At 59.7% G+C, this 13,806-nt stretch carries 12 protein-coding genes; 3 read left to right on the forward strand and 9 right to left on the reverse strand.

Features of this window, described 5'->3' with window-relative positions; genetic code table 11:
* The first annotated feature begins 6 nt into the window (after positions 1 to 6).
* The 3 genes from NZ960_01145 (at position 7) to mutS (ending at position 4,930) form a co-directional block, all read left to right on the forward strand.
* Complete coding sequence (locus NZ960_01145) at positions 7 to 753, forward strand: rRNA pseudouridine synthase (GenBank protein ID MCS7176225.1); 747 nt, start codon at positions 7 to 9, stop codon at positions 751 to 753.
* Positions 753 to 1,865 (forward strand): lipid-A-disaccharide synthase, encoded by a 1,113-nt coding sequence (lpxB, locus tag NZ960_01150; GenBank protein MCS7176226.1) that lies wholly within the window; start codon positions 753 to 755, stop codon positions 1,863 to 1,865. Before NZ960_01145 ends, lpxB begins: the two co-directional genes overlap by 1 nt.
* Positions 1,866 to 2,299: 434 nt before the next feature.
* Complete coding sequence (mutS, locus tag NZ960_01155; GenBank protein ID MCS7176227.1) at positions 2,300 to 4,930, forward strand: DNA mismatch repair protein MutS; 2,631 nt, start codon at positions 2,300 to 2,302, stop codon at positions 4,928 to 4,930.
* On the opposite strand, the gene coaD is transcribed toward mutS, so the two are convergent.
* From coaD to NZ960_01200, 9 genes are all read right to left on the reverse strand, one after another.
* A complete protein-coding gene (gene coaD, locus NZ960_01160; protein MCS7176228.1) occupies positions 4,927 to 5,424 on the reverse strand; it encodes a pantetheine-phosphate adenylyltransferase in 498 nt (165 codons plus the stop codon). The two genes, mutS and coaD, sit on opposite strands and share 4 nt — an antisense overlap.
* On the reverse strand, positions 5,381 to 5,980 hold the full coding sequence (gene rsmD / locus NZ960_01165) for a 16S rRNA (guanine(966)-N(2))-methyltransferase RsmD (GenBank protein ID MCS7176229.1): 600 nt from the start codon (positions 5,978 to 5,980) through the stop codon (positions 5,381 to 5,383). Before rsmD ends, coaD begins: the two co-directional genes overlap by 44 nt.
* Positions 5,980 to 6,909: a hypothetical protein gene (locus NZ960_01170; protein MCS7176230.1), complete on the reverse strand. Its 930-nt coding sequence runs from the start codon at positions 6,907 to 6,909 to the stop codon at positions 5,980 to 5,982. Before NZ960_01170 ends, rsmD begins: the two co-directional genes overlap by 1 nt.
* Positions 6,910 to 6,913: 4 nt before the next feature.
* Complete coding sequence (locus NZ960_01175) at positions 6,914 to 7,384, reverse strand: helix-hairpin-helix domain-containing protein (protein MCS7176231.1); 471 nt, start codon at positions 7,382 to 7,384, stop codon at positions 6,914 to 6,916.
* Positions 7,385 to 7,401: 17 nt separating this feature from the next.
* Positions 7,402 to 8,550 (reverse strand): molecular chaperone DnaJ, encoded by a 1,149-nt coding sequence (gene dnaJ / locus NZ960_01180; protein ID MCS7176232.1) that lies wholly within the window; start codon positions 8,548 to 8,550, stop codon positions 7,402 to 7,404.
* 3 nt (positions 8,551 to 8,553) lie between these two features.
* Positions 8,554 to 9,117 carry a nucleotide exchange factor GrpE gene (locus tag NZ960_01185; protein MCS7176233.1) on the reverse strand — a complete coding sequence of 188 codons (564 nt, stop codon included), beginning with the start codon at positions 9,115 to 9,117 and terminating at the stop codon, positions 8,554 to 8,556.
* A 182-nt stretch (positions 9,118 to 9,299) separates the two neighbouring features.
* Positions 9,300 to 10,358: a heat-inducible transcriptional repressor HrcA gene (gene hrcA, locus NZ960_01190; protein ID MCS7176234.1), complete on the reverse strand. Its 1,059-nt coding sequence runs from the start codon at positions 10,356 to 10,358 to the stop codon at positions 9,300 to 9,302.
* 59 nt (positions 10,359 to 10,417) lie between these two features.
* Positions 10,418 to 12,883, reverse strand: a complete 2,466-nt coding sequence (locus tag NZ960_01195; GenBank protein ID MCS7176235.1) for a hypothetical protein — start codon at positions 12,881 to 12,883, stop codon at positions 10,418 to 10,420.
* Between the two features lie 16 nt (positions 12,884 to 12,899).
* The gene (locus NZ960_01200; GenBank protein ID MCS7176236.1) at positions 12,900 to 13,805 is read right to left on the reverse strand and encodes a histone deacetylase; all 906 of its coding nucleotides are present in this window, start codon (positions 13,803 to 13,805) and stop codon (positions 12,900 to 12,902) included.
* Position 13,806 lies beyond the last annotated feature (1 nt).

The raw sequence follows: 13,806 nt of genomic DNA on the forward strand, positions 1-13,806 counted from the left end.
CACGAGATGGCAGAGCAACGTCGGGAGACGTTGTCGCAGTCCCAAGGCGTTCGGATTAACAAGTTTCTTGCGGACGCGGGAATTACTTCCCGTCGCAAGGCCGACGAACTCATCCGTCAGGGTCGCGTCAAAGTCAACGGTAGGCCCGCCGTCATCGGTATGCGGGTCTTCCCGTGGGACGAAGTGACAGTGGACGGTAACCAGGTGCGCTCGCAGCGGAGGCTGGTGTACCTCCTGCTCCACAAGCCGAAGGATTACCTCTGCACGCTCCACGATGAAAAGGGGCGCAAGACGGTGGTGCAGCTTGTGCGGACGAAGGAGCGGGTCTACCCTGTCGGGCGTTTGGAGCGCAACACCACTGGAGCGCTCCTGCTGACGAACGATGGCGAACTGGCCAATCGGCTACTCCATCCTCGGTATCGAGTGCCCAGGGTCTACACAGTGACGTTGGATCGCGCTGTGCGGAAGGCAGATCTACAGCGTCTACTGGAGGGTGTGAAGCTGCGGGCTGGTACCCTAAAGGCAACAGCCGTGGAGCAAGAACCTGGGGATCGGCGACGGGTGTACGTTGAAGTTTGCGGACGGGATCGCTTACTCCACCGTGCATTTGCGAAGCTTGGCTATCGAGTCGTAAAGCTCCACCGTCGCTCCCTTGCCTTCTTGACATGCCAAGGGCTTGCTCGAGGGCAGGCGCGGCATCTGACTCCACAGGAGGTTGCTGCATTGCGTCGCTTGGTGGGATTGGAGGCTTGATGAGGCGGCGCATCTTCCTCGTTGCTGGGGATCCTTCGGGTGAGCGGTACGCTGCCCGGCTCATGGCCGCGTGGCGGCAGTTGGACCCTGCAGTGGAGTTCTTTGGGATCGGCGGGCCCCAAATGGAAGCCCAGGGGTTGCACTCCCTCGTCCCACTTCACCGCATCAGCGTTGTCGGGTTTTGGGAAGTAGCACGCCGTTATGGCTTCTTTCGGCACTTGCTGAGGCTGTGTGAAGCCACGATTCGGAGCCATTCTGTAGATGCCGTCGTACTGGTGGACTATCCTGGCTTCAACCTGCGGTTGGCCCAACGTGCCCGCCGGGCAGGGGTTCCAGTCTACTACTACATCGCTCCGCAGGTGTGGGCCTGGGGACGGTGGCGGCTACGGGCATTGGCGCGGACGGTTAACCTCTTGGTGGTCGCCTTTCCGTTTGAGGTGGAGCTCTTTCAGCGTGCGGGGATTCGCTGCGCATTCGTTGGACATCCCCTGATGGATGAGCCTCAGCTGGCTGCACCTCCGCCCGACCCAGAGCACCGGCCTCTTCAGGTCGCACTGCTTCCGGGAAGCCGACCACAGGAGCTGCAGTATCACCTCCCTCTGCTGCGCCGGGTAGTCCGGCTCCTGGAGCGGGAGCTGTCGCAAGTGCGGTTCTGTGCTCTGCTTCCTCCGACACTGCCTCGGGAGCACTTCCCTAGCGTGGAGGAGCCGTGGGAGTGGCAGCAAGACGCATATGCTCTGCTCCTCCACAGCCGCGTGGGGGTAGTGAAGCTGGGTACTTCGACGCTGGAGGCAGCGCTGTGCGGCATGCCGTTCGTGGCATTCTACCGGACGTCGTGGGTGTCGTATACAATTGCCCGGGCTCTCGTGCAGATCCCTTCTGTGGTGATGGTCAATCTCCTGCTCGGTGACACCGTGGTACCGGAGTTGTTGCAGTCCCGCGCCCAACCGGCGGCGTTGGCGCGGGCAGTGATGCAACTGCTGGAACCCGAAGCTGCTCGGCGGCAGTGGGAGCACTTCTTGCGACTCCGCACATTGTTAGGCGAGCCGGGAGTTGCACAGCGTGCTGCGGCCCTGATTGCCGAGCACCTCTCCGCTAGAAGGAACACCTGACTCTCTACCCTCAGGAGTCCTTGCGCGGGAGGCTACGTACTACAAAGGCAGCCAGCAGAAGTAGTTGCCCTACAAACGCGATGGCACGGAGGAGTCTAGTGAGGCTTCCTCAGGAGGCGGCGCCTGGTATGTCCCAGCAGGGTAACAGCGTCCAAATGAGGCAGCGTGGCGGCCCTCACGGTCTGTAGGTGAGCCTATGAGCCGTCGTAAGGAATAGGAGGCGCTCAATGCGGATTGCTCGGAGTGCTCAAACTCTGCCGTGGGCTTGCCAAACTCGAATCATGCCTTTGCTTTGTCAGTAGCTCAGTGCTGGATTGGGGATGTCGTCCGTGAGCACTGGAATTGGGTCGTGCGGACCCGGTGGGCAGGACAAAATCGCCGTGGCACGGCGGCGTTAATTTTGCGTTGAGGCTACTCTGGAGAGGGCCTTTGCCATGTCGCGCCCGGCAGAAACACCGTTGATGCGGCAGTACCGGCAGATCAAGCAGCAGTATCCGGACACGATCGTGCTCTTCCGGCTGGGGGACTTCTACGAGACGTTCGAGGAGGATGCTGCTATCACTGCTCGGGTCTGTGGGATCGCGTTGACACGCCGAAACAACGGTGCTGCGGGGGATGTCCCTATGGCGGGCTTCCCGCATCACCAGTTGGATACCTACTTGCCAAAGCTCGTGCGAGCAGGCTATAGGGTAGCGGTCTGCGAGCAGTTGGAGGACCCCAAGCTCGCTCGCGGTATCGTTCGGCGCGGGGTGATAGAGGTGGTAACCCCAGGCGTGGCGCTCTACGACAAGCTGCTGGAGGCTAAGCAGAGCCGCTATGTAGCTGCCCTAGCATTGCCGTTGCGGGTTGGACGAGCTGTTGGGATCGCGATCGCCGATGCTTCGACGGGTGAGTTCTTCGTCACGGAAGTTCCTGCCGAGAGTGCTTTGGGGGTGCTGGAGGGATTTGCTCCGGCGGAGATCCTGGTTGCCCGGCGCGACTACGGTACGGTTCGCGAGTGGGAGCAGCAACTCATCTGGCGGCCTACTCTGACCCGGCTGGAGGACTGGCTCGTAGAGGAGGGATTTGCACGGCAGCTACTGCAGCGCCACTTTGGGGTCGGGAGCCTGAAGGGATTCGGCGTGGAGCATCTCTCGGAAGGGCTTGCGGCGGCGGGAGCGGTGCTGCACTACATTCGGGAGACCCAACAGGAGCAGGCCGTACACCTCCGCAGCATCCGCTACTACGCCGCCTCCGAGTACATGGAGCTGGATGCGGCAACACGCCGAAACTTGGAACTCTTGGCGACGGTTGCCGAGGGGCGTACTGACGGAAGTCTATGGCGTGTGCTTGATAAGACGCTCACCCCCATGGGAGGACGGCTCCTCAAGTTTTGGCTCCACCATCCACTGCGCCGTCCGGAGGCCATCCGTCCGCGGTTAGCAGCAGTGCGAGTGCTGTGCGAGCATGCAACTCTGCGGCAACAGCTCCGACAGCTCCTGCCGCAGCTTGGCGACATTGAGCGTCTGCTTTCGCGGATCGCAACGAAGCGAGCGCTCCCGCGGGAGTATCTCTGGCTTGGGCAGAGCATTGCGGTGTGCCAGCAGATCGTGATGCTCCTTCGGCAGCTTCCGCTCGAGGGCCTTCTCGGTGAGTTTGCTTGGGAAGATCTCGTGTCGCCCGTGCTCCCGCTAGGGCGGCGGCTGCAAGGGGTGTTCCAGGAGTCTCCAGCGTCGGAGTTCGGTCGCGGTGCCATTTTCCGTCCCGGCTTCTCGCCCGAGCTGGACGAGCTGCAGCAGCTCCTCCGGTCCAGTAAGGAATGGCTTGCACGATACCAGGAGAGCGAGCGCCAGAGGACGGGAATCCCTTCGCTCAAAGTCGGATACAACGCTGTCTTCGGCTACTACATCGAGGTGACTCACGCACACCGCTCCAAAGTGCCGCCCGACTACGAGCGGAAGCAGACGTTGACGAATGCAGAGCGCTACACGACGCCTGTGCTCAAGGAGATGGAGCTGAAGCTGCTCAATGCCGAGCAGCGTATCGCCGCACTGGAGCAGGAGCTCCTCGAAGGACTACGGCAAGAGGTCCTCCAGAGCGTTGAGCAGTTGCAAGCCGTTGCAAAAGCGCTGGCGACCCTTGACTGTTTGCAGAGCTTGGCGGAAGTGGCGCAGGAGTATGGCTACACAGAACCTGAAGTGGACGATTCCGAAGTCATTGACATCCGAGCTGGCCGGCATCCTGTCGTTGAGCGGCTCTTACCGGCGGGCGAGCAGTATGTGCCGAATGACACCTACCTGGACACCGAGCGGGAACAGCTCCATGTCGTTACCGGCCCGAACATGTCGGGCAAGTCGTGCTATCTCCGGCAGGTCGGACTGATTGTCCTACTAGCGCAAATTGGGAGCTTTGTCCCCGCACGGCGAGCCCGGATTGGGGTTGTGGATCGCATCTTCACCCGTGTAGGAGCCCACGACAACATCACCGGCGGCGAGAGTACCTTCCTTGTGGAGATGCACGAAGCAGCAGCGATTCTCCACAATGCAACCCGTCGAAGTCTCATCTTGCTGGATGAGGTCGGTCGCGGGACGGCGACCTTTGACGGAATCTCCATCGCGTGGGCAATTGCTGAGTACATCCATGAATTCATCCGAGCACGCACGCTGTTTGCTACGCACTACCACGAGCTCAACGTCTTGGCAGAGCGGTATCCTCGCATACGGGCCTACCATGCAGAGGTCCGGGAGGTAGAGGGAAAGTTGGTGTTCACGCACCGGATTGTCCCTGGCGGAACGGACCATTCCTTCGGCATCCATGTCGCCCAAATGGCGGGGATTCCAGAATGGGTCATCCGCCGTGCTGAAGAGATTATGGCCGTCCTCGAAGCAGAGCATGGCTGCTCGGCAGCGTCGGCATTGCGAGCCAACGTAACTACCGCGCCACAGCCGGTGCAGCTCAGCATCTTCACCCTCATGGACAACCCGCTGCGGGAGCAGCTCCGACGGATTGACCCCAACACTCTGACACCGCTGCAGGCGTTGCAGGTTCTGGCCGAGTTATGTCAGCAAGCTCGGCAGGGCTCTTAAGGGTGTTGAGCGTGTAGAAGCCGCAGACGACGGGCTACGGGCTCGGGGACCAAGTCGGTGGGGACATGCCCGAAGCGGACCAGTTCCCGGACGATGCTGGAGTTGACGTAGATGTAGCGCTCGTTTGGGGCCATGAAGACGGTGCATATGCTCGGTGCTAGTTGGCGGTTGATGAGCGCCATCTGCAGCTCATACTCGAAGTCCGAAATCGCTCGCAGACCGCGGATGATTGCCACGGCCCCACATTGACGGGCATAGTCTACGATGAGTCCATGGTACACATCTACGCTGACGTTCAGCAGGTGCGCCACGGACTCCTCTACCATCTGCCGACGCTCCGTTTCGCTGAAGAGTGGCTGCTTGGCAGGATTTTGCCCGATTAGTACGATGACGTGGTCGAAGAGCTGGGCTGCACGCTCGATGACATCCACGTGGCCGTTCGTTATGGGGTCAAAGGTGCCCGGATAGATGGCGCGTCGTAGAGGTCGTTCCATGCCATATCCACCATTGAACGGACGTTTCACCGAACGAACGCTCAGCAGAGAGTTGCCAGCCTTCTGGGACACGGACGACGCGGTCCCAACGGCTGAGCTCCAAGCAGAGGATACCACTGGGACAGAGCCAATCAGCATCAGCGAGTGCTTGGAGGAGGCGTTCGGGTAGCCCTTGTCGGTACGGAGGGTCAGCAAAGACTAGATGGAGTTGCGGTAGCCCAAGTGCACGCCAGCGCTGCAAGATCCGGAAGACGTCGTCTGCCAGAATACGGTAGCGCTCTGCTTCGGCTCCCAGCACATGGAGGGCCTGCCGAAGGGAGTGGAGCAGCCGGCGATCCCGCTCTACGAAGATGCAGAGCGAAGCTCCGCGGCTCAACGCCTCCAATCCCAGGGCTCCCGTACCCGCGAAGAGATCGGCGACATAACTTCCCTCAAGAGGCAGTACGGATTGTAGGCGATCGAAGATCGCCTTTCGAACGCGGTCCATTGTGGGACGTATGGGGACAGCAACCGTCGGCAGACGGCGACTTCGCCATATGCCACCCGTGATGCGCATTATAGTACAAGCACCTCTTCTTCTCCCCATGGTAGGAGAGCTGCAACGCACCCCCAGAAGAGGTGAGCAGTCCGGATGGCATACTCCCGTAATCGCTGTGCTGCGGGCGGGAGCCACATCCGAAAGGCATTGAGCCGGCGACACTCTGGGACTTGGCCCGGATAGGTCTCCGCCAGTGCCCGCTGGAGGGCCGAAATGAGCTCAGGCCTAACTGCACTTCCACAGGCAACGATGCTGTGAGGTGGTTGAGACAGCGGGAGCTCAGCGATGAGATGAGCGCTATCGATCGCCAAAGTTTCGGGTGCTGCTGTTTCTACCGAACGGCTCCGTAGCGCTGCAAACTGTCTGGCAACGAGCAGCAATGCATCGAGGTATGGGGGCTCTACGTGGAGTATGACGGCGTACTGGTGGTCCCACTCCGGGTAGCTATACCGCCATAGGGTTGGGAGTCCGAATAGGTCGGGCACAATGGTAGCTGCGTGAGCCTCGGCCGGAAGACTGGTTCGGAGCACTTCAGTCTCGGACCGGCTGTAAGTCGCCGCTATGGCGTAGCGGGGCTCAGGAGCCGTCGGAGCCGAGGGAAGGACGAAGGTGGAGAAGCGGTGGCGGTCGTAGTCTGTGAGGAAGTGCCGAAGCTCGGCGTCAACGGCGGCGTCTCGAGCCTCCGACTGCAACATACTCAGCGGGAATACATGGACGAGCGCTGCTAGCTCTACCGAGAGAGCAATGTTGAGCACCTTGGGTGGGGATGGAAGACGCTCCAGCCAAGAGCGGAGAAGGTGTTGGAAAGATGCTATCGAGGCTTCCTGGTCTCCGTGGTCTTGAGGGAGTTGACAGTCGGCGCTGAGTAGGCGTGGCCCTCGAGGCGTGAGCTCTGCCGATAAGAACCAGAGGGCTCTGGGAGTAATGTGGGCGGCGGCAACGACCATGGGCCTACTCTACGCGGATGTACGGGCGGAGGCGCTCGTACTTCTTCGGCCCGATTCCTTTGATCTCTAAGAGCTCCTCTGGGCTCTCGAACCGCTTCTGCCGCCGGTACTCAAGGATGCGCTCGGCGATGACTTCGCCAACTCCGGGAAGGCTCATGAGCTCCGCCTTCGTTGCCGTGTTGAGGTTGATGGGTGTGCTGGGAGCGCTCTTCGTTCGCTCAGCACCAAGTGGGGTAGACGGGAGCGAATCTGACGCTGCCGACAATGCGGAGGGAGAAGATAGCTCCGAAATGGCTGCATACTGTGCCTGCACTATGCTGTCTAGCCAGTGGTGGAGCTGAGCCGGAAGGATGACCTGTTGAGGCTGGAAGAGCCAGCGGTAGAGAGCCCCTAAGGCAAGCAGACCGAGAAGGACGGTAACAGCGATGGCCTCCCGCCGGTTGATGCCGAAGAACCGCTGGAGTTTCTCCTGCATCTTCTCGTCGCTGCTGCTCACACCTTGCTCCAGCGGTTCTTGGGACGTGTAGCCTGCGGTCGGTCAGGAGGCTGAAAGCGGGGACTTTGGGCCAGGCGCTCGACCAGCTTCCGCTCTTCGCGGTCTAGCGTCTTGGGGACATAGAGGGAAATGTGGACGTACAAGTCCCCCCGCCGAGAGCTTTCCGGGATTGGCAACCCTTGACCAGCCAGGCGTATAGTGGTCCCGGGCTGGGTGCCGGGTTCCACTCGCAGCTTAACCGTTCCCCAGAGGCCGGGGATCTCTAAAGTCGTCCCTAGAAGAGCTTCTGGGATGCTGAGAGCCACAGTAGCGTGGATATCTGCACCATCGCGCTGGAAGAAGGGGTGAGCGAGCTCCTCTATAACCACCACCAAGTCCCCTGCTGGAGCATTGCATCGGCCAGCATTCCCTTCCCCGCGGAGAAGGAGAGAGTCACCCCCGTGGACGCCTGGCGGGATGTGGATACGGACAGTTGCCGTCCCACGGACCCTTCCCTCACCTCTGCACTGTGGACAGGGATCGCGAATTGTCTCCCCCCTCCCACCGCAAGTGGGACACGTGACGATCTGGATGACGTGTCCGAACACTGACCTGGTTACGTGCTGGACCTCGCCTCGGCCATGGCACTGCGGACAGGTGCTTACGGTACTCGTTCGGCTTCCTGTCCCTCCACACGCGGGGCAGCGGTTCCAGCGTTCTAGCTCTATCGTCTTCTCCGCGCCGTGAGCGATCTCGTCCAGCGTCAGCCGGATCCGAACACGAAGGTCTGTGCCAGGTTCGCCATAGCGCTGATGCTGTTGCTGCCGGCTTCGGAAAGTAGTACCGCCGAAGATATCGCTGAAGAAGTCGTCCCTGAAGAAGTTGGCAAAGTAGTTCAGCACGTCGTCTAGTGTCGTGAAGTGTGGAGCTGATACGCCGGAGTGCTGCTGGAAGCCGGCGTGTCCGTACCGGTCGTAGAGGGCGCGCTTCTCTGGGTCGCTCAGTACAGCATAGGCTTCCGCGATCTCTTTGAAGCGCTCCTCGGCCTCTGGATTGCCAGGGTTACGGTCGGGGTGGTACTGTAGTGCCAACTTGCGGTAGGCTGACTTAATCTCCTCCAGCGTTGCAGTGCGCGGCACCCCCAAGATTTCGTAGTAGTCCCGCATAGTTTACGATGCTTCGGGCGATGTCGATGAGTCGGCTGAGGTTTGGACACGGTCGTCTTTGGAACGCCCAGCAGAGACGACAACACGGGCATGCCGGAGGACACGATCCCGGAAGAGGTAACCACGCTGAAGCTCTTCAACGACGCTCCCCTCGGGCAGTTCCGAGGGCACATGGAGGACAGCCTCGTGGTAGTAGACGTCGAACGGTTGGCCAGGGGGGACAGCTATTGGCTTGACCCCAAGTTGCTCTAGGAGCCGCTCCAGATTGCGGTAGACGAGCTCCACACCGCGGCGGAGGCTTTCTGCGGATGAACTCTCTGCCTGCAGGGCCATCTGGAGTTGGTCGACGATGGGCAGGAGTTGTTGTAAGAGGTGTACGGTAGCCGCTTCAGCCCATGCTTCGCGCTCGCGCAACACGCGCTTGCGGTAGTTGTCGAAGTCGGCTGCCAAGTGCACGTATCGATTGTACAGCTCCTCGTACTGCTGCTGGAGTGTTGCAGTCTCTACCTCGGGCTGCGGCTCTGCGCCTGGGGGCTCAGCCTCCGTAGTTGCAGGAGGTGCTGCCATCGAATCCTCGGATGTACGGGATATTCCGGCGGCTTCTTGTGAAGGCACGTTCGGTTCGTGCTGAAGGTACGTTTGACGAATCTTGTCGGCCATTTCGGAAGGCACTCGGGAGTCTGGCGACGGATGGGACATCATCATGCCTCTAGAACACAGTAAAAATAAGAGACGAAGGCTCTATGGGTTTATGTCTGAGACCATAGTTCGGAAACACGCTGGGCAACCCAGCGGACAATTGGGATGACCTTAGAGTAAGGCATCCGCTTAGGGCCTAGGATGCCTACTACTCCGCGGGCGGAAGCTGTTCGGTATTGTCCCAGGATGATGGCGTAGTCCTGTAGCACGCTGAGTTGGAGCTCACGCCCAATACCGATGAAGAGGGATTCTGGACAGAGGCTCCGCTCGTAGCGCTCCAGGAGCTGGTTGAGGACGGAGTCTTCTTCTACAAGGGCCGTAATAGCCCGCATCCGCTCTGCAGAGGCGACTTCGGGGTATCGAAAGAGCTGGGCGGTACCGCTGACGAAGAGTCGACCAGACGGCTGAGAGAGCGCGGGCAGGCGGTCTGTTAATCGCCGGAGAATGTCGAGAACTGCGGGTGAGACACTCCCCTCCAGCGTTCGTACGACCGTTGCTAAAACTTTGGTAGCTTCACTAAGGGATCGTCCGCAGAGATGCTGGTTGAGTAGCTGAGTAGCGCTTTCAGCATACTCCGGTCGTAAAGGTTCAGCGGTAGGGATTAGAAGTGTCCGCACGATCTTGGAATCAACGATGACTACGAGCAGAGAGTACGAGGAGCTTATGGGCACAAGTTCCACACGGTGTACATGGAGCTGTTCTAGGGTCGGTAGGCGCGAGATGCCGACAGCAGAGCTTAGGGTGCTGAGAACGCGCGAGGCGTCTTGTAAGAGCGCGTCCCAGCTTTCCCGAGTCTGAAGGCTATGTTGAATAGCCTTCCGGTCAGCTGTGCTTAGTTCGTAGGTGTTGGGGAGGCTATTGACATAGGTCCGGTAGCCAGAATCTGTTGGGATCCGGCCTGCGGAGGTATGAGGATGGGTGAGATATCCCATCTCTTCCAGCTCTGCCATAACATTACGGATGCTGGCGGGGCTAAGATTGAGCCGACGCCGGAGGTGGCGGGCGATGAGGCGAGAACTGACAGGCTGCCCTGTCCGGATGTAGAGGTGCACAAGGGTTTGCAGTACACAACGCTGTCTCTCCGTCAGCACCTGGATCCTCCGTGGCATTCGAAGTCCAGAGTGGACCTCTGTGATGACGGAATATTCCGACGAACGTGATGCGCTACCTAGGGTATTCCCCAAAGGCTCACCACATATGAGACGTACGTACTGAGAGAACGTGAGGTCTCGCAGATCCCGAGTAGAAGCACCCCAGCAGTGACAGCAATCCAGGAAGTTCCGACGAGGAGGCTCCAAAGGCGGAGGCGCAAGATGCTTTGAGCCCCTCGCAGGATCCGCCAGCAGCTCCATATTCCGACTGCTCCCAGGAGCAGGAAGGTCGCTATCCTGGCTTCTGGAGAGCCCATGAGTCGTGCCCCTGCCAGTAGAAGCGGGGTTGGGAGCAGTACCGGTAGTGAGGCCCAAACGACGACGGAGAGTGATGTCATCCAAGAGACGTTCCGCCGTAAGAGGCGTGCCACAAGGGCGATGAAGGTGGAGGCCGTTACGAAAATCCCGGCAAAGAGGAACGCGTTGACGAGGAGTTGTGCCCATGGCCTAGTGATGCTCCATGCCACCGCTTCACGGATGGCGGAGCTCGGTAACAGATGCCATAGGAGGATGACCAGCGGAGGCTGGACTCGCAGCCATTCCTGGATGAGGGAGGCAAAGAGTGCAGCGGCGAAGTTGCAGAAGGCTCCCCACAGCAGAGTGGCGGCGTAATCTACGAAGCGGCCGTCACGTAAGTCAGCGAAGAAAGAAGTGCTTCGAGCTAAGGCGCGCCAGACATGCTGGCGGAACCGTGGGACACGGTTAAGCATCCAGCCCATGCCAAGGAGGAGGAAAGCCGCAAGCAGAGTGTGGAGTGGGGGTAGGTCAGCCGGGGGAGTTCCAGGTACCAGAAGCGGCTCTAAGTCCCGTTGGAGGAAGGCCTGAAGTGCACTGTAGGCCACTCGAGGGGTCCCTGTACTATCGGCAATCCCAGTGGAGCATACGTGAGCTGCTGGAAAGGGGAAGCTGATCAGAGGGAAGGATGTGGCATAGTCTTGCCAGCTCCATACGATTGCTCCGGCAGTGCCGGAGCTAGCACATGTAGAGAGGAAGCTCCATATCCATCGGGCCTGAGCTTCTTCTGAGTTCGGCACGAGATACCCACGGTGCTCCTCGTTTGGGGAGATAGGCATGCCTCCAATGGGTACCAGTGCATATCGGCGTGCATAGTTGCGCCAGGAGGTAGGGCTACTGCTGAGACTCGCGAGATCGGCAAACGGAGGATGGACGCGGAGGAAGAGTAGGGGAAAGCGTGGTGAAGACTCGAAGCGGGTATTTGCGTAGCTTTCCACGGCAAGGAGAAGGTTGTATGGCTGAAACCACCGCAGCATCTCGTCCTCGTATGCTCTTACAGCAGGGTGCGGTGGGAGGCCTTGCCAGAGGGTTACCGCGATGATTGCTGGGTTGCTCAACTGTTGGAGGAAGAGGCGAAGATAGAGCTGAAGGCTGCTACGGACTCGCGGAGATAACAACAACTGCGGTGGAAGCTCAGCAACAGGAAGGTCGCAAACCGCAGTGATCCCTGCCACAGCAAGGGCCTGCAATAGATCGGGCGATGGGTGGTCACGCAGCCGAACTGTCGTGATCCCGAGCGCCTTCCATTGTCGGACTGTCGCCTGTAACGATGTCGTAGAAGTAGGGGACAGTGTTGGGTAGTACTCCACCCCGTACATTGGGAGGCGGACAGCGTTGCATGTAACAACAGCCGCACTCTCCGTCGTAGTGGTGCCAACGGACCGAAAGCCAGTCCTGATGAGCGCACCATCTATCGGTTGTGTGCTCCGGAGCAATTCAATTCGGGCTTCGTATAGCGTAGGGGTCTCAGGCGACCACAGCTCCGGTGAAGTGAGCTCTATGGTGGTCTGCAACCGAGGGGGTACTTGAGGAGCGGCAAACGTCCGCTCAAGTACCATGGCGCTGTCGCGGAGGCGTTTGAGCTGGAAGCGAATGGTAAGAGGGTCAGAGCTTTCGCCTCCAATGCCAAGCTTGAGGTGAAGCTGCCCACTCTGCTGATTAGGGGATAAGGTTGTGAAGACTTCTGCTGCAGCAAGCCATGCCGATGATGTCCCTACGAGGAAGAGCTCGCGGAAACAACCGAGGACTCTCCGAGGGCCAAGGAAGGAGTGAGGCAGGAGACCTGCAGAGAGGCGAAGTTCTATGATATTCTCGCCTGCTCGCCACAGGCTTGCAGGAAGTGTGACGGTATTGGGAAGTCCGTAGCTGACAAGTTGCCCGGCATACCGACCGTTGAGATAGATCTCTGCGACATCGCCTAAGCCACGCGTAGAGAGGTGCCATACCCAGCGTAGGGCAGTGCTGTCCATCCGAATGCTCCTTCGGTAGCGGAGCTCAGTCTGCTGAAACACGGTATGCGGAATCGTAGTCGCATGCCACGTGCTCCCGCCATCGGTTGACAGCTCCCATGTCCCTTGCAAAGGAATAGACCAGCGATGCAGCCACTGGTCCGGGACTGCCCACAGGAGTTGTCCACTTACCCATAGGAGGAAAGCTGGCCAGTACCAGTTGTTGCGTCGTCCCCCCATAGCGCCTCTTCTTGGCTTACGCTAGCCGACTGAAGAGCTCCGTAGCGACGCGGTATGTGTTGACGTATGCCTGGACGCTGAGCTCAATCGGGTCTGCGTATCCACCGCCCAGTGTGAGAACGATAGGGATTTCGTGGCGCAGGCACATAGAGAGCACAAGGAAGTCGCGCTCCATCAGCCCCAGATGGCTTAAATCCAGGCGACCTAAGGTGTCTTCCCGCAGAGGATCAACCCCGGCTTGGTAGAGGACGATGTCCGGTTTGAAGGCGATGATACGCGGTAGCAAGCTCTCCAGCAGTCGTAAGTAGGTGTCGTCATCAGTGTGGTCCTCCAGTGGGACATCGAGGGTAGAGGGAACCTTGCGGTAGGGGTAGTTCCGGGCTCCATGCATGCTGAAGGTGAAGATCTCGGGATAGGCACTCAGGATGGCAGCCGTCCCGTTACCCTGGTGAACGTCTAGGTCAATGATGGCGATTCGGCGGACCTTGCGGCGCTGTAGGAGCGAAAGAGCAACGATGGCGAGATCGTTGAAAACACAGAATCCCTCACCGCTGTCTGGCATAGCGTGGTGGGTTCCCCCGGCGAGGTTGCCAGAGATTCCCTCCTGGAGAGCGGCCTCGGCCGCTGCGAGTGCTCCACCAACGGTAGCTAGCGTGCGCAACACCAACTCTTGGCTCCACGGGAAGCCAATGCGACGCATAATGTTCGGCGGGATCGTGCCGGATAGGAAGGCCTGGACGTACTCTGGGATATGTGCCCGTAGCAGGTCTTCCGGGGATGCCAAGGGAGCTTCGCAGAAACAGGAGCCAGGAAGGACGTCTTGGGCCTCTAAGGCATGTCGAACCATTCGGTACTTGGACATCGGGAATCGGTGGCCTGGTGGGAGGGGAATGGTGTAGTGGTCCGAGTAGAAGACGCGCATC

It is taken from the genome of Candidatus Kapaibacterium sp., from assembly GCA_025059875.1.
In the GTDB taxonomy this organism is placed as follows: Bacteria; Bacteroidota; Ignavibacteria; order Kapaibacteriales; family HRBIN21; genus HRBIN21.